Source organism: Nonomuraea sp. NPDC050022, assembly GCF_044460705.1.
Classification (GTDB): Bacteria; Actinomycetota; Actinomycetes; order Streptosporangiales; family Streptosporangiaceae; genus Nonomuraea.
This window is the reverse complement of sequence record NZ_JBITKE010000003.1, coordinates 663,917-679,093: the sequence shown is the minus strand read 5'-3', so window position 1 is coordinate 679,093 and position 15,177 is coordinate 663,917. Positions and strand designations below refer to the sequence as shown.

Annotated in this window: 14 protein-coding genes; 7 read left to right on the top strand and 7 right to left on the bottom strand. The window is 69.9% G+C overall.

The window, feature by feature from the left end; genetic code table 11:
* Nucleotides 1–49: 49 nt before the first annotated feature.
* The 3 genes from ACIBO2_RS14565 to ACIBO2_RS14555 are packed head-to-tail and all read right to left on the bottom strand — an operon-like array spanning nucleotide 50 to nucleotide 2,906.
* Nucleotides 50–832: an ABC transporter ATP-binding protein gene (locus tag ACIBO2_RS14565; protein ID WP_358539612.1), complete on the bottom strand. Its 783-nt coding sequence runs from the start codon at nucleotides 830–832 to the stop codon at nucleotides 50–52.
* Nucleotides 829–1,872, bottom strand: a complete 1,044-nt coding sequence (locus tag ACIBO2_RS14560; RefSeq protein ID WP_358539615.1) for an iron chelate uptake ABC transporter family permease subunit — start codon at nucleotides 1,870–1,872, stop codon at nucleotides 829–831. Before ACIBO2_RS14560 ends, ACIBO2_RS14565 begins: the two co-directional genes overlap by 4 nt.
* Nucleotides 1,872–2,906: an iron ABC transporter permease gene (locus tag ACIBO2_RS14555; RefSeq protein ID WP_358539618.1), complete on the bottom strand. Its 1,035-nt coding sequence runs from the start codon at nucleotides 2,904–2,906 to the stop codon at nucleotides 1,872–1,874. The genes ACIBO2_RS14560 and ACIBO2_RS14555 overlap by 1 nt, the downstream gene beginning before the upstream one ends.
* Nucleotides 2,907–3,234: 328 nt before the next feature.
* On the opposite strand from ACIBO2_RS14555, the gene ACIBO2_RS14550 reads away from it, so the two are divergent.
* Nucleotides 3,235–4,200, top strand: coding sequence for an iron-siderophore ABC transporter substrate-binding protein (locus ACIBO2_RS14550; RefSeq protein WP_358539620.1), 966 nt, complete (start codon nucleotides 3,235–3,237; stop codon nucleotides 4,198–4,200).
* Between the two features lie 143 nt (nucleotides 4,201–4,343).
* On the opposite strand, the gene ACIBO2_RS14545 is transcribed toward ACIBO2_RS14550, so the two are convergent.
* Nucleotides 4,344–5,420 carry a PLP-dependent cysteine synthase family protein gene (locus tag ACIBO2_RS14545; protein WP_397297314.1) on the bottom strand — a complete coding sequence of 359 codons (1,077 nt, stop codon included), beginning with the start codon at nucleotides 5,418–5,420 and terminating at the stop codon, nucleotides 4,344–4,346.
* A gap of 243 nt (nucleotides 5,421–5,663) precedes the next feature.
* On the opposite strand from ACIBO2_RS14545, the gene ACIBO2_RS14540 reads away from it, so the two are divergent.
* Nucleotides 5,664–6,248: a sigma-70 family RNA polymerase sigma factor gene (locus tag ACIBO2_RS14540; RefSeq protein ID WP_225291958.1), complete on the top strand. Its 585-nt coding sequence runs from the start codon at nucleotides 5,664–5,666 to the stop codon at nucleotides 6,246–6,248.
* Nucleotides 6,249–6,284: 36 nt separating this feature from the next.
* Here ACIBO2_RS14540 and ACIBO2_RS14535 read toward each other — a convergent pair whose 3' ends face one another.
* Together ACIBO2_RS14535 and ACIBO2_RS14530 are read right to left on the bottom strand one after the other, a co-directional pair.
* A complete protein-coding gene (locus ACIBO2_RS14535; protein WP_397297312.1) occupies nucleotides 6,285–7,229 on the bottom strand; it encodes an anti-sigma factor RsbA family regulatory protein in 945 nt (314 codons plus the stop codon).
* A gap of 188 nt (nucleotides 7,230–7,417) precedes the next feature.
* Entirely contained in the window at nucleotides 7,418–8,284 is an 867-nt protein-coding gene (locus tag ACIBO2_RS14530) for a DMT family transporter (protein ID WP_358539627.1), read from the bottom strand.
* 60 nt (nucleotides 8,285–8,344) lie between these two features.
* On the opposite strand from ACIBO2_RS14530, the gene ACIBO2_RS14525 reads away from it, so the two are divergent.
* From ACIBO2_RS14525 to ACIBO2_RS14505, 5 genes are all read left to right on the top strand, one after another.
* Nucleotides 8,345–8,920, top strand: coding sequence for an XRE family transcriptional regulator (locus tag ACIBO2_RS14525; protein WP_358539629.1), 576 nt, complete (start codon nucleotides 8,345–8,347; stop codon nucleotides 8,918–8,920).
* 226 nt (nucleotides 8,921–9,146) lie between these two features.
* Nucleotides 9,147–9,452 carry a hypothetical protein gene (locus ACIBO2_RS14520; protein WP_358539632.1) on the top strand — a complete coding sequence of 102 codons (306 nt, stop codon included), beginning with the start codon at nucleotides 9,147–9,149 and terminating at the stop codon, nucleotides 9,450–9,452.
* Nucleotides 9,453–9,536: 84 nt separating this feature from the next.
* Nucleotides 9,537–10,265, top strand: coding sequence for a polysaccharide deacetylase family protein (locus ACIBO2_RS14515; protein WP_358539635.1), 729 nt, complete (start codon nucleotides 9,537–9,539; stop codon nucleotides 10,263–10,265).
* A gap of 57 nt (nucleotides 10,266–10,322) precedes the next feature.
* Nucleotides 10,323–10,973, top strand: a complete 651-nt coding sequence (locus ACIBO2_RS14510) for a DUF2461 domain-containing protein (protein ID WP_358539638.1) — start codon at nucleotides 10,323–10,325, stop codon at nucleotides 10,971–10,973.
* 20 nt (nucleotides 10,974–10,993) lie between these two features.
* Entirely contained in the window at nucleotides 10,994–12,589 is a 1,596-nt protein-coding gene (locus ACIBO2_RS14505) for a DUF2079 domain-containing protein (RefSeq protein ID WP_397297308.1), read from the top strand.
* Here the strand turns inward: ACIBO2_RS14505 and ACIBO2_RS14500 are convergent.
* Nucleotides 12,552–15,089 (bottom strand): hypothetical protein, encoded by a 2,538-nt coding sequence (locus ACIBO2_RS14500; RefSeq protein WP_397297306.1) that lies wholly within the window; start codon nucleotides 15,087–15,089, stop codon nucleotides 12,552–12,554. The two genes, ACIBO2_RS14505 and ACIBO2_RS14500, sit on opposite strands and share 38 nt — an antisense overlap.
* Nucleotides 15,090–15,177: the final 88 nt, after the last annotated feature.

The window sequence follows — 15,177 nt, the reverse complement described above, 5'->3', positions numbered from 1 at the left end:
GACCGGCCGTCAGGGCTGCGTGCCGCCAGTGGTTCAGGCGTGAGCGCCCTCAGCGGTGTGTGCCGATGGGGATGACGAGTGGCGTGCCTGCCACCGGGTCGGCGATGATCTTGGCGTCCAGTTCGAACACCTCCCGCAGCAGCTCCTCCGTCAGCACCTCGTGCGGGTCGCCCGCGGCCACCACGCGGCCCTCCCGCATGGCCACCAGCCGGTCGGTGTAGCGGGCCGCCAGGTTGAGGTCGTGCAGGACCATGACGATGGTCCGGCCCGCCGCCCCGTGCAGGTGCCGTACCAGCTCCAGGACCTCCACCTGGTGCGCCAGGTCCAGGAACGTGGTCGGCTCGTCGAGCAGCAGCAGGTCGGTGCCCTGGGCCAGCGCCATGGAGATCCAGGCCCGCTGACGCTGCCCGCCTGAGAGCTCGTCCAGGGGGCGTTCGGCGAGGTCCGCCAGGCCGGTCATGGCCAGCGCCTCGTCCACGGCCGACTCGTCGTCCGACGACCACTGCCGGTACCAGGTCTGATGCGGGTGCCTGCCCCTGGCGACCAGGTCGGCGACCGTCAGCCCTTCCGGCGCGGTGGGCGCCTGGGGCAGTACGCCGAGGACCTTGGCCACCTCGCGAGTGGGGGTCCGGTCGATGCGCTTGCCGTCGAGCAGCACCTCGCCGCCCTGCGGCCGGAGCAGCCGGCCGAGCGCGCGCAGCAGGGTGGATTTGCCGCAGCCGTTGGGGCCGATGATCGTGGTGACCGTCCCCGCCTCGATGCCGAGGTCGAGCCCATCGACGATGGTGCGATCGCCGTACCCGAGCTTGACGTCGACGGCCTGGAGCCTCATTTGCGCGCCTTCCAGATCAAGTGGATCAGGTACGGGGCGCCGAGGACCGCGGTCACGACGCCGACGGGCAGTTCGATCGGGGAGAAGACGGTACGCGCGATCAGGTCGGCGGCGGCGGTCAGCACGGCGCCGACCACCGCCGACGACAACAGCGGTGGCTGGCCGTAGCGGGTCAGCCGGAGCGCGACCTGCGGCGCGGCCAGCGCGACGAACGCGATCGGGCCCGCCGAGGCCGTGGCGACGGCGGCGAGGAGCACCGCGGCGAGGATCATCAGCGCGCGGGCAGGGTTCATGCGCAGGCCGAGCGCGGTGACCGTGTCGTCGCCGAAGCGCAGCGCGTCGAGCGAACGGGTGCCGAGCAGCGTCAGCGGCACGAGTACGACCAGCGCGAGCGCCACGGGCAGCACGTGCTCCCAGCCCCGGCCGTTGAGCGAGCCGCTGATCCAGACCATGGCCCGGCCGGTGTCGTTCACGTCGCCGACGGTCAGCAGCCAGTACTTGATGTTGGTGAACACCGCGGCCACGCCGATGCCGACCAGGACCAGCCGGTAGCCGTCGAGCCCGCGCCGCCAGGCCAGCGCGTACACGATCACGGCTCCCGCCAGGCCGCCGACCAGCGCCAGGAGGGGGATGCCGAGGGTCGAGAGCAGGCCGCTGACCCCGCCGTACGCGCTGCCGCTGGCCACCACCCCGGCCACGACCGTGACGGAGGCGCCGGTGGTGACGCCGAGGATCTCGGGGCTGGCCAGCGGGTTGCGCGCGATGGACTGGATGATCGCGCCGGACAGCGCCAGCGCCGCGCCCACCAGGGCGCCGGTCAGCGCGCGCGGCAGGCGGAGCTCCATGATCACGAAGTGTTCGGCGCTGTTGACGTCGAACGTGCCGCCCAGCACCTGGGACAGGCTCATCGGGATGTCGCCGATGCGCATGTTCAGGGCCATGAGCAGGCCGAGGAGCGCCAGGCCGCCGAGCGTGACGGCGACGGCGCGCGGCCGCACCCGCCAGGACAGGCCCGCCACCCGCAGCGGGATCGTCGTCATCACAGTCGCACCGGCTTTCTGCGGCGGACCAGGACGACGAAGAAGGGGGCGCCGAGCAGCGCGAGCACCACGCCGACCTCCAACTCGCCCGGCGGGGCGACCACGCGGCCGATCACGTCGGCGAGCAGCAGCAGCGCGGCGCCGACCAGCCCGGAGTACGGCAGCAGCCACCGATGATCGGTGCCGGACAGCGGGCGGACCAGGTGCGGCACGATCAGCCCGACGAACGCCAGCGACCCGCAGGCGGCCACCGAGGCGCCGGTGAGCAGGGTGACGGCGGCGACGCCGACGGTGCGGGTGAGAGCGATGTTCTGGCCGAGGCCGCGGGCGACATCCTCGCCTAAGGCCAGCGCGTTCAACCCTGGCGCGTTGACCATCGCCAGCACCAGGCCGACCAGGATGAACGGCAGCACCTGCCAGACCACCTCGGAGCCCCGGGCGGCGATGGAGCCTGCCTGCCAGAACCTGAACACGTCCATCGCCTGCTCGTCCAGGAGCACGATGGCCGAGGTCAGCGCGTACAGGAAGGCGCTCACGGCGGTGCCCGCCAGGGCGAGCGTGACCGGCGTCGGGCCGCCGCGCCCGCCGACCATGCCGAGCGCGAACACGCCGACGCTGGCGATCAGCGCGCCGGCCAGGCCGAACCAGATGTAGGCGAGCAGGCTGGAGGCGCCCAGCAGGATAATCGAGGCGACCATCGCGAACGCCGCCCCCTGCGTCACGCCGAGGAGCCCGGGGTCGGCGAGCGGGTTGCGGGTGTGGCCCTGCATGAGCGCGCCCGCGACGCCCAGTGCTAACCCGGCCAGTACGCCGAGCACGGTCCTGGGGACGCGTAGGGAGCGGATGACGATGTCGTTCTCGGTGCCGGTCGGGGCGGTGAGCGCGTGCCAGGCGTCGGCCGGCGGTACGGACTTGGCGCCGATCGTGATGCTCAGCACCACGCCGATCACGACGGCCCCGAGCAGGACCAGGAGAACGGTGAGCCGCCGATGCTGCACGCCGTGCGGGCGCGGCGCCACAGCAGTAGTGGTCACGCGGCTCCTCCTGTGTTCATTGCCGCACTCCGTGCGGCGGGCTCGGTCGCCTGATGCCGTCGTCTTCCTCCGTCGCTCTGGTCGCTTCGCTCCCGGCGCTCCCTGCTTATTGCCTCACTCCGTTCGGCGGCTCGGTCGCCTGATGCCGTCGTCTTCCTCCGTCGCTCTGGTCGCTTCGCTCCCGGCGCTCCTCCTCCAGACGACGGCGCTCCCTCGCGCTCCAGACGACGGCGCTGCCTCGCTGTTTGCCTGACCTTGGTGAAGTATGCCAGGTTAGGCAGGGCTAACCTTAATTAGGGTTGCCTAATATTTGCTGGAAAGGGATCAGATGAGACCGTTGCGCGCTCTGGTGGGGGCCGTACTTGTGGCGGTGCTCGCCGCCTGTGGTTCTTCGACTCCGGCTGAGCAGAAGCCGGCGGAGCCGTTTCGTATCGTCAAGCACGCGATGGGCGAGACCAAGATCCCGGTGCGGCCCAAGCGGGTGGTGGCCCTGGACCAGAGCTTCGTCGACGCGGTGCTGACGCTGCGGACGCCGGTGGTCGGCTACACCACATACCGGTCCATCGACACGAAGCTACCCGATTACCTGGGCTCCGTCGCCGCCGAGTACGGCAAGGAGGCCACCCCGGTCGGCACCCTGGAGCAGCCCAGCCTGGAGAAGATCATCGCGCTCAAGCCCGACCTGATCGTCTCGGCCAAGGTCCGTCATGAGGCCCTCTACGACAAGCTGTCCAAGATCGCCCCGACCGTCTTCAGCGAGACCACCGGCGCCATCTGGAAGGACAACATTCGGCTCATGGGGCAGGCCCTGGGCCAGGAGCAGCTCGCCGACACGACGATCAGGTCGTACGAGGAGCGGGCCGCGAAGATCGGCGCCGCGATCAAGGAGAAGGACGGGAAGCTGCCGACCATCTCCATCGTCAGGTTCGCCGGTGAGCCGACGACGCGGCTGTACGTCGAGAACTCCTACTCGGGTGTCGTGATGAAGGACGTCGGCTTCCCGCGCCCGGAGGGTCAGCCCACCAAGCAGGACGCGATCGTGGTGGACGTGAGCCAGGAGCGCATCGGGGATCTGGACGCGGATCACCTGTTTGTCGCGACATATCCTGACCCGTCGTCTGAGGGGCCCAAGGAGAAGTTCGTGGGCAACCCGCTGTGGGGGAAGCTCAAGGGTGAGAAGCACGAGGTCAGCGATCTGACCTGGATGAGCGCGGTCGGCATCCAGGGCGCCCATGCGATCCTCGACGACGTGGCGAAGCTCTTCGCCGTCGATCCCGCCAGAACCACTTCCTGAGCCGATCCCGCCAGAACCACTTCCTGAGCGATCCCGCCGGAACCACTTCCTGGGCCGTCCCGCCGGAACCGCTTCCTGACCGGCCAGAGCCGCTTCCTGAGCCGATCCGGCCGGAACCGGTTTCTGACCCGGCCGTGACCAGGTCAGCCCGCCGACAGGAACGTACGCAGGTCTGCCAGGTGGGGTGTGAGGTCCAGGCCCTGGGCGGCGAGCCAGTCCTGGTCGCAGTAGGTGCCCCGGTAACGCTCGCCCCCGTCGCAGATCAGGGTGACGATGCTGCCCTGGGCGCCGGTCCGGCGCATTTCGCGGATCAGGTCCACGCAGGCGGCCACGTTCGTGCCGGTGGAACCGCCCACGTCGCGGCCCGTCACCTCGTGGACCCAGTGCATCGCGGCGATCGACCGGGCGTCCGGCACGGTGATCATGCGGTCGATGACCATCGGCTGGAACGAGGGCTCCACCCTCGGCCGGCCGATGCCCTCGATGCGGGAACCCCGCGCGGTGACGGACGTGTCGCCCGACACCCAGCTCGGATAGAAGGCGGAGCCCTCCGGGTCGGCCACCGCGAGACGCGTGGGGTGACGGCGGTAACGGATGTAGCGGCCGATCGTCGAGGAGGTGCCGCCGGTGCCCGCGCCCACCACGATCCAGGTGGGCTCCGGGTGGGGCTCCATGGACATCTGCGAGTAGATCGACTCGGCGATGTTGTTGTTGCCCCGCCAGTCCGTGGCTCGCTCGGCGTAGGTGAACTGGTCCATGAAGTGGCCGTTCGTCTCGGCCGCCAGGCGGTAGGACTCGTCATAGATGGTGCCGGGGTCGTCGACCAGATGACACTTGCCGCCGTAGAACTCGATCAGCGCGATCTTCTCCGGCGACGTGGACGCGGGCATCACCGCGATGAAGGCCAGACCGAGGAGCCGGGCGAAATATGCCTCGCTGACCGCCGTCGAGCCGCTCGACGCCTCCACGACCGTGGTGGTCGGCCCGATCCAGCCGTTGGCCAGGCCGTACAGGAAGAGAGATCGAGCAAGTCGGTGTTTGAGTGAACCAGTGGGGTGGACTGACTCGTCTTTCAAGTAGAGGTTTATGCCCCAGTGCGAGGGAAGCGGGAAGACGTGGAGGTGCGTATCACAGCTCCGGTTGGCGTCGGCTTCGACTTTGCGAATCGCCTCCGTCACCCACAGTCGCGTCTCTATTTCATGCCGATCCACGAACTCCATGTTCATACGCTATCCCATGTGACTCTGACCACATTAAGTGCGGAATTGGGAGTATAGTGTTATGCTAACGAGACTGGTCCCGCCGTGGACGTGATGACGCACGCCGCGAGCAGGTGGACCTTTGACCTCTCTGACCTGGCGGAACCGTTAACGCGGCCCTTACGTGCCGATTGCGAAACTGGTACCAAGGCCAGCGGCTTGGCCGAGATGGGGGATAGCGCAAGGGGGAATGATTTGATCACCATGACCGATGAACAGCGACAAGACTGGTTCGAGCGCGACGTCGTGCCCGTGACGTCGCAGCTGTTCGCCTCCGCCATGCGCCTGACCCGCAACTCCGCCGACGCAGAGGACCTGGTCCAGGAGACCGTGGCCAAGGCGTATACCTCGTACCACCAGTTCCGTGAGGGCACGAACCTGAAGGCCTGGCTGCACCGGATCCTCACCAACAACTTCATCAACGACTACCGCAAGAAGCAGCGCTCGCCCAAGCTGGCCGCCGCCGAGGAGATCGAGGACTGGCAGCTGCACGCCGCCGAGTCGCACAGCTCCACCGGCCTGAAGTCGGCCGAGACCGAGGCGATCGAACGGCTGCCCGACAACGTCGTGATGAACGCGCTGCGCTCACTGCCGGAGGACTTCCGCGTCGCCGTCTACCTGGCCGACGTCGAGGGGTTCGCCTACAAGGAGATCGCCGAGCGCATGGGCACGCCGATCGGCACGGTCATGTCCCGGCTGCACCGGGGCCGCCGCCAGCTGCGCGGCATGCTGGAGGGCTACGCCCGCGAAGAGGGCGCCCTGCGCGTGCCGGCCCAGAGCGCCGCATAGCCGCCCGACCCCCGACCCCCTACCCGGAGCGGCTGCCTAGCCGTCCAACCCCATATGGAGCCGTACGCGGAGTGTTCCGTTCTCGGCGCGTAGGTCGACGTAGTCGCAGAGCTGTCGGCTGATCCAGAGCCCGTATCCTCTAGAGGATTCGGGCTCAGGTGGTATATAGCCCGGTAAAGGGTCATCGAGGGCGCCGCCCGGGTCGGCGATCTCGCAGATCATCTCCCCTCCGCTCACCCACATCTTGATCATGCCGTGGCCGGCGCCGTGCTCGACGCTGTTCGCGGCGATCTCGGAGACGCTGAGCACCAGGGAGCCGATGAGGTTCACGTCCATCCCCGCGGCGCTGGCGTAGTCACGTACCGTGTGCCGGAGCCCTTTGATCTCCCGCGCGGTGAAACTGACCGTCGCCACCCGCCCGCTCGGTGCCGGCAGCGGCTCCAGGTCGCCGTTCAGTACGAGCTCGTGCGGCCGGACGAAGCCGGGGCTGACGGCCTCGCCGGTGGCATCCAGCAGCAGGGGATGGATTGCCGGTTGATACTCCAGCACCGCAGCCGGGGTGGTTCGCGGGTTGTAGAGGCACAGCGCGACGGCCCTGGCGTCCTCCAGGGCGGCGTTCAGCACCGACTCGTACCGGATCCACTCGCGGGTCTCGCGCTCGCCGCGCTCGGGCCAGGGGATCTCGCCGATGACGAGCGTGCGCCGCCCCCGGGTGTACTCGTGGTAGGCGGCCAGCGTCCGGGGCGGGTGGATGTACCAGGTGCGGGAGTCTCTGCGGTCGATCTGCCGGGCTTCGTCGCCCAGCACCTCGTCGAGCAGCCGGAGCTTGTCCGCCGAGGTCGCCACGATGACCCGCCTGTCGTGGGCGAGGGCCGCGCGTACGCGTGGCACGATCAACCTCAGGAAGGCGTCATTCGAGTCGTACGACACCGCAACGTGCTTGAACGACTCGTGGTCTGGACGAGCCCGATCAGGGCGCACGGCCGAAACGTAGCAAGCGCTTGCAATCTGCGCAACGGCTGCGGTCGGCACCGCGCCGGACGGCCGAATTGACGCGCCAAGTGACCGCAACTGTCGCGCAGAGACCTCACGCGGGCCCTGCGAAGCGCCGGAGAGACCTCACGCGGGCCGCGCCAAGTGGCCGCGGAGACCCCATGCGAAGCGCCGCGTCAGGCGACCGCGATGAGCGCCACCGCGCCGAGCGCGCACGCGACGCCCGCCACCTGGATCGCGTGCAGCCGTTCGCCCAGCACCCGCCGGGCCAGCAGCAGCGTGCTCGCCGGGTAGAGGGACACCAGCACCGCCACCAGGCTCAGCAGGCCCTGCTGCTTGGCCTCCAGGTACAGCACGTTGGCCAGCATGTCGAGCACGCCCGCCGCGACGATGATGTGCAGCGACCCACCGGCCGGCTTCAGCGTGCGCCGCGTCGCCATCGCGAGGGCGACCACCAGCGCCACCGAGGACAGTCTGGCCCCCACCAGGGGCCACAGCCCGCCGTCGGCGGGAGCCAGGGCGAGCAGGATGAAGAAGCCGCCGAACCCGGCGCCCGCGGCCAGGGCGATGAGCACCGAGCCGATCGAGCCGCTCTTCGCGGCGGAGCGGTCCTGGCTGACCAGGAGAACGGAGCCGAGGGCCAGCACCACCCCGACCAGCGCCACGGGCTCGGGGCGCTCGCCGGTCGCCAGGCCGTACATAACGGGGAGTCCGGCCGACGTGACCGCGGTCGTGGGCGCCACCACCGACATGACGCCGGTGGCGAGTGCCCGGTAGAAGAGCATCAGGCCGGCGGCGCCCGCCACGCCCGCGCCCAGCCCCCAGAGCAGCGCCCTGTCGCTGAACACGCCGGGAAGCAGGGGCAGCAGCACGAGGATCACGGCCAGGCCGGAGAGCTGCGACAGCGTCACGACCGAGAACACCTGCGATCGGCGGGTGGCCAGGCCGCCGAAGAAGTCGGCCGTGCCATAGACCACCGCGCAAGTCGTCGCGAGGATCACCGCGAGCATGCTCCACCGTCCGTCCAGTTCATCAGAGTGCACTGCTAGTACAACACATTAGAGTACAACACAGTGCAAACCACCTTCACTACACTGCACTGCATGGAGGATCCGGAGACGATCACGCAGGCCATCGCCAACAACGTGCGCGCCCAGCGCGCGCACCGCGGGCTCACCCTCGACGCGCTGGCCGCCAGATCGGGAGTGAGCAGAGGCATGCTGGTCCAGGTCGAGCAGGCCCGGACGAACCCCAGCGTCTCCACACTCACCCGGATCGCCTCCGCGCTGGGCGTGACCGTGGCGAGACTGGTGGAGGTCTCAGACGTGCCGGTGGTGCGGATCGTCGAGAAGGCCGACGTGGTCACGTTCGACCAGGGCGAGGTGCAGGCGAAGCTGCTGGTCGGGGCCGATACGCCGATGATCCTCGAACTGTGGGACTGGCGGCTGGCGCCCGGCCGGCACCACGACGGCGACGCTCACCCGCCGGGCACCCGCGAGATGCTGACGGTCCTGGAGGGCGAGCTGACGCTCACGGTGTACGGCAGGAGCCACGTGGTCAAGGCCGACTCCGCCGTGCTCTTCACCGCCGACAGACCCCATCGCTACGCCAACGAGGGATCCGAGGAGCTCCGGCTGGTGATGGTGGTCGCCGAGCCCAGAGAGGCGCCTGACCAATGAGGGCGCCTGACCAAGAGAAGGTGCCTGACCGATGGAGGGTGCCTGACCGATGGAGGGCGCCTGACCAATGGAGGGCGCCTGACCAATGGAGGTGCCTTACCAATAACGTCGAACAGCCTCCGGATCACCTTCTGGAGTTTGATGATTACAGCATGTCCTTGACGGCTGATGCCGGATGGTGGGTACATCCCGGTGTGTGCGACGTAACGTCAGCTGGGGGTGGCGCGTGACCGAAGGGCGCACGGCGACGGAGAAGTTCCACGCGGAACTGCACGGTCTCGGTGTCACCAGCGCCTACGAGGTGGGCGATGACGCCACCGTCTCGGTGTGGATCGGCCTGGTCGTGCATTACAGGGACGGCTTTTACCGCTGGCAGGAAGGGCCCGTGAAACGTCGGCATTTGGGTACGGATCCGGTTGGATGTGCCATACGCGTGGCGCGTCGATACACCGAACTGCAGGCCGATATCCCACTCTGGTGGGAGGACCTGGCCAAGGAGCTGCGGGGTAACCCGGTACAGGAATATCCGTAAACCCCGCTCTCGGGGGGTGGCATGCGGGGCTGGGCGATATCTCTGGCATTGCTGGTCGCGGTGGCGGGATGCGGGCCCCGGCCGATGATCCAACCCCAGCTGACCCGCCCACAGGCGCCCATCGACCCGAAGAAGCTGGCCAGGCGGCTCGAAGCCATGCAGCCGGGCTGGCCGGCGGCCCGCAGGATCAACTGCAGGCGCATGAAGTGCGTCGCGCTCACCTTCGACGACGGCCCCGGCGAATACACCGCCAGGCTGCTGGACCTGCTGAGCGCCCGGAAGGTCAGGGCCACGTTCTTCGTCGTGGGGCAGATGGTCGCCGCGCATGGGGGTGCCCAGCTCGTACGCCGCATCGTGGCCGAGGGGCACGAGCTCGGCAACCACACGTGGAACCATCCACCGCTCACCGGGTTGACGGACCGAGGGCTGCGCTTCCAGCTGGAGCACACGAACGATCTGGTGGAGCACGTGACCGGGGTCCGGATGCGGGTGATGCGCCCGCCGTATGGGGCGACGAACCGCCGGGTGGCCGCCGAGGCGCGGCGCCTGGGGCTGGCGCAGGTCCTGTGGAGCGTCGACACCCTGGACTGGCAGGACCGGGTGCCCGCCCTCGTGGCCAGGCGCGCGGGCAAGGCGGCAGTGGGGTCGATCGTGCTGATGCACGACATCCACCGCAGCACGGTCCAGGCCGTCCCCGCGCTGCTCGACCTGCTGGCGAAGAAGGGCTGCACGCCGGTGACCATCTCGGAGCTGTACGGCGGGACGCCGGTGCCGGGCCGGATGTACACGGCCCGGATGGACAAAGCCCGATGAGCCCGTACGGCCGTGCGGCGCGTCAAACCGTCGGTCGGCCGTGGCACTCTTGACCACATGGGTTTCACCGGTTTTCCCGACGAGGCGTTCGTGTTCTACGAGGGCCTTGAGGCGGATAACAGCAAGACATATTTCACCCGGCACAAGCACTTCTACGAGGACGCGGTGCGTGCGCCGATGCTCGCCCTCACCGAGGAGCTGGCGGCGGAGTTCGGCCAGGCCCAGCTGTTCCGCCCCTACCGTGACGTCCGCTTCGCCAAGGACAAGTCACCGTACAAGACCCATCAGGGCGCCTTCGTGGACCTCACGCCCGGCATCGGGTTCTATGTCCAGATCGGCGCCGACGGACTCTTCACGGCGGGCGGCTGCTACACCCAGGCGTCCGACCAGGTGGCCCGCTACCGCGCCGCGGCCGACGAGGACCTGACGGGCAAGCCGCTGGCGGACATGGTGACGGCTTTGCGGGCCGAGGGCTACGTCATCGGCGGTGACCGGCTCAAGACCCGTCCCCGTGGCATCGCGGAGGATCATCCGCGCCTCGACCTGCTGCGCCACAGGTCCCTGCACGCGGGCCGCCAGTGGGAGCCCGAGCCGTGGGTCCACACCGCCGAGGTCCTCGACCGGGTCCGCGCCACCTGGCGTGCCTTCGGGCCGCTGGTGGACTGGATGTGCGCCCACGTACGGGCCAGCGAGTTGCCGCGCCGCTGACCATGGGAGGTCGACAGAGCGTGACGGTGCGCGGGGACGACGCGGCGACGGTCACCGCCGAGACGGGGGATCGGACGCGCCGCGACCGCGTCACGCTGGCGGCGATCACCGCCACGGCGACCGCCCTCTACACCACCCTTTCCCTCACCAAGCTGGCGAACTTCAAGGCCGGCGCCTACGACCTGGTGATCTTCGACCAGGCCGTGCGTTCCTACTCCCAGTTCCGCCTGCCCATAGCCATCGTCAAGGGCGTCCACAACGGCTTCGGCCCGGACTTCTCCACCCTCGGCGATCACTGGTCGCCCATCCTCGCCCTGCTGGCCCCGCTCTACTGGCTGTTCGACGGCCCGGCGACGCTGCTGGTCGCCCAGGCGGTGCTGCTGGCCGCGGCGGCGGTCCCGCTGTGGGTGTTCACGCGGCGGGCGCTGGGGCCGGGCGCCGCGCATCTCGTCGCCGTGGCCTACACGCTCTCGTGGCCCGTGGTGGAGACCGTGGCGTTCGACTTCCACGAGGCGGCGTTCGCGCCGCTGCTCACCGCCGTGCTGCTCGAACGCCATCAGGCCGGTAAACGGGTCGGTGTGGTGACGGCCGCCCTGGCGCTGCTGTGCGTCAAGGAGGACATGGGGCTGCTGGTCGCCGGGTTCGGGCTGGTCCTGCTCACCCAGCGCGGCTGGCGGGTCCTGGGCGGCGCGTTCGTGGCCGGCGGGGCGGCCTACACGTGGCTGGCCTCGCAGGTGCTCATCCCGCTGTTCGGGGGGCGGGCCGACTACTACTGGGCGTACGGCGCGCTGGGGCCGGACATGCGGGGCGTCGCGCACACCGTCCTGACCGATCCGCTCGCGGTGCTCGCCCAGCTCGGCAGCCCACCGGTCAAGCTCGTCACGCTGGCCCTGCTGCTCGGCATCACGCTGCTGGCGGCGCCGCTGTCGCCGCTGCTGATCATGGCGGTGCCGCTGCTGGCCGAGCGGATGCTGGCCAGTTCGTTCCCCAACTGGTGGGTGGCCGGCTACCACTACAACGCCTTCGTCGTGGTGGTGGTCTTCGCGGCCGGAGTGGACGGCGTCCGGCGCCTGCGCGCCCGCCACGCGCCCAGCGGGGACCCGGTGACGCGGGCCGGGGTCCTGGGGGCGGCAGGCGGAAACCTGGTGGCGCGGATCGCGGCCCTCGGGGATCCGGCGAAGCGGGTCTGGGCCCTTGGGGATCGCGTGACTCGGGTCTGGGCTCTGGGGGTGGTCGGGTTCGCGCTGATCTCCGTGCCGTTCTTCTCCCTGGCCGGTCTCGCCGACCTCGACTCCTACCGGCACGACGCCCGCGAGCGGGCCGCGGCCGCCGCCGTCGCCGTGGTGCCCGACGGGGTGCTCGTGGAGGCGGCCAACAACCTGGCGCCGGCCCTGTCGGGGCGGAGCAGGGTGCTGCTGTGGGACCGCACGCGGCGCGATGCGCCGTGGGTCGTGGCCGACGTGGGGCGCAAGACCTTTCCGTTCGTGAACTTGGCCGAGCAGCGGGAGCGGGTACGGCTGCTGGCCGGCAGCGGCTACGACGTGCGCTTCTCCCAGGACGGCTACGTGGTCCTGGCGGCTACGGCCCGGACGACGAGGACACCTGGTCCCCCTTGAGGATGCGGTCCACGGTCTGGCCCGCCGCCGACGTCGCCGCCGTGGTGCCCGCCGCGATGACGACGGCCAGCAGCGGCGTGGCCAGGCTGCGTACGCTGCGTACGTTGCGCACCCGCGCCCACGGCTCCCCGGCCAGGTGCATGACGCGCCACTCCCAGTACAGTCCGAGCCCGATGCAGACCAGCGCCACCTCGCCCACCACGATGGCCACCACCTGCACCTTGACCGCCACCCCGATGTCCGGCTCGAACAGCGTGGGCAGGTAGGCCGACAGCTCCGTGACCAACGCCGCCGCCATCAGGTGGAGCGCCTTGGTCATCGGCTGGGTGCCCCGGACGCGCGGATAGAAGTAGCCGAACACGAAGCCGAAGGCGGGCAACGTCAGCAGATACCGGGAGTCGAACACGAAGCTGCTCAGGTCGGCCCCTGTCGGCCAGCCGAACACGAGCACGAAGGGCAGGCTCAGCAGCAGGCTGATCACGAACGCGTACACGCCGTTGTGCCAGGGCGTGCAGCCGGCGGCGGTGGCCAGGGCCGTCTCGGGGTGCCGCCCGTGCTCGTCCAGCGCGGCCTCCAGCTCGTGGCGCCGCGTGTCGAACTCGGTCATCGTCAGCTCGCCGGCGCCCAGCCTGCCCCGGCCGATGCGATAGAGCTCCTGCTCCGAGATGAGCAGGAGCCGCTTGTGCAGGGCGGCCCTGACCAGCTGCCGGTGTTCCTCCGCCGTGGCGGGCTCGACGACGGCCGGGTGGGGGCGTACGAGGAGCCAGCGGGCCGTCACCCAGGCGGCGATCGAGGTGATCGTCAGCTGCGGCAGCGCCACGTTGACGTCGGTGAGCGTGGTGCTGCCCCGAGGGGTGAGGTAGAGCACCATCAGGCAGGCGATCACCGTGGGGTGCGTCGCCGGGTGGTCGAGCGCGGCCAGCGAGCCGCCGAGCCGCCGGAGCCGGAGCACCAGCAGCGCGAACGCCAGCAGCAGTAACCCGAGCACCCCGCGTACGAGCGGGTCGAGCGGCAGGATGCCGATCTTCGGCATGTTCGACGTGTCGGTGCCGCCGAAGGGCAGGTTCCACGACCCACTGTCCAGCCACTCGGTCGGCCAGCCCTGCACCAGCAGGCTCACCAGCACGGCGCCCACGACCGCGGTGCGGGTCCACATCTTGGTGGCCACGGCGATGGCGGACACCGGGATCACCGCCCAGCTGAGGGCCAGCACCAGCCGGATGCTGTCCGGCGGGTACACCCCGGTCAGCAGCGCCCGGCCCCACAGGGCGAGCGCCAGCAGGCCGATCGCCGCCTCGGCCGCCAGCACCGCCAGCCGTACGATCACCACGCGGACCCCCAGGTCCACGCTGAACACCACCGCCGCCGCGGCGGCCGTCACGGCCGTGACCACGGAGCCGATCAGCAGCGTCTGGGCGGGTAGCTGCTCGTGCAGCCACGACCAGGACAGCATGCCGATGCCGACGAGGCAGGCGAGCCCGGTGACCACGAGCATGTCGCGGGTGGTCCACGGCGGGCTGGTCGGCAGGGCCCAGCTCGCGTGCCGCGCCGTGAGCGCCGGCAGCGCGAGGAACAGGGCCACGTACGCCACGGGCCGCCAGTCCGGTGCCAGGAGCGGGAGCAGCACCAGGGGCGTGACCAGGGCGATCCCCAGGAGGAGCTCGCGGTTGGGCGGCCGGTTCCACCAGGCCAGGCCGAGCGAGCGGGCCAGGAAGGCGGCCAGCGCGATCGCGGTGAGCACGCCGAGCCCGGCCGTCCACGAGAAGTCGTCGGCCTCCTCCGCGTCCGGGAACCCGTAGGAGTCCTGGGCCAGCGTCACCTTCACCAGGTACGACCCGACGGTGAACCGCAGGAGCTCCGACTCCTCCCGCTCGGGATCGAGCCCTTGGGCCTGCAGTACGGTCCAGTCGCCCGGCAGCAGGCTGATCGTCCGCTGGCTCACGATGAGCGGCTTGGCGCTGGGGGCGGTGAAGTCGAGCGTCATCAGATCGCTGGGCTTGAACTGCCGCAGCAACGTCACCCGGAACTCGGCCGTGGTCAGCCCGCCGGTTGTGGTGAGGATCGGTGCCGGTCGTGTGGTCGGGGCCAGCCAGTCGCCACCCACCTTGATGGCCCCGAACCCGTCGTCGGTGAACCGCTGGATGCCGCCGGGGAAGCTGCCGCCCTGCCGCAGCGTCTCGACCAGCGGGTCGGCCCGGTTCATGCGCAGCCGGTGCTTGATGGTCACCTTCACCTGGCGCTGCCGCTCGTCGAGCCGTCCCTGGGGCACGGCGCTCAGGTCACCCGGGTCGGCCCTGGTCACCGTGACCTCGGTCGTCGCCTGCCGGGCGAGCTTCACCTGCGGGTCGCCCCGGTCCTCCAGCTCCCATGGTTCGGGCACGGTGGGACTCGCGGACCGCGTGGACAGCGGCACGGGCCTGGCCGCCACCGTGCACCAGACGATCGCTCCCGCCGAGACCATCGCGAGCCCGAACGCGATGAACATCCGGAGCTTCCCCACAAGTGGATGATTCACTCACGGAGGGAGTTGTTCTCGCCACTCCGGTCACGGTGTGGTCACACCTGACTTCTACCGAATGTCAGGAAGA

Coding starts and splice junctions, on each gene's coding strand:
- ACIBO2_RS14545 (WP_397297314.1), bottom strand. CDS start 5,420: ATGGAGTTCGTGGATCGGCATGAAATAGAGACGCGACTGTGGGTGACG.
- ACIBO2_RS14540 (WP_225291958.1), top strand. CDS start 5,664: ATGACCGATGAACAGCGACAAGACTGGTTCGAGCGCGACGTCGTGCCC.
- ACIBO2_RS14550 (WP_358539620.1), top strand. CDS start 3,235: ATGAGACCGTTGCGCGCTCTGGTGGGGGCCGTACTTGTGGCGGTGCTC.
- ACIBO2_RS14525 (WP_358539629.1), top strand. CDS start 8,345: ATGGAGGATCCGGAGACGATCACGCAGGCCATCGCCAACAACGTGCGC.
- ACIBO2_RS14565 (WP_358539612.1), bottom strand. CDS start 832: ATGAGGCTCCAGGCCGTCGACGTCAAGCTCGGGTACGGCGATCGCACC.
- ACIBO2_RS14510 (WP_358539638.1), top strand. CDS start 10,323: ATGGGTTTCACCGGTTTTCCCGACGAGGCGTTCGTGTTCTACGAGGGC.
- ACIBO2_RS14560 (WP_358539615.1), bottom strand. CDS start 1,872: ATGACGACGATCCCGCTGCGGGTGGCGGGCCTGTCCTGGCGGGTGCGG.
- ACIBO2_RS14515 (WP_358539635.1), top strand. CDS start 9,537: ATGATCCAACCCCAGCTGACCCGCCCACAGGCGCCCATCGACCCGAAG.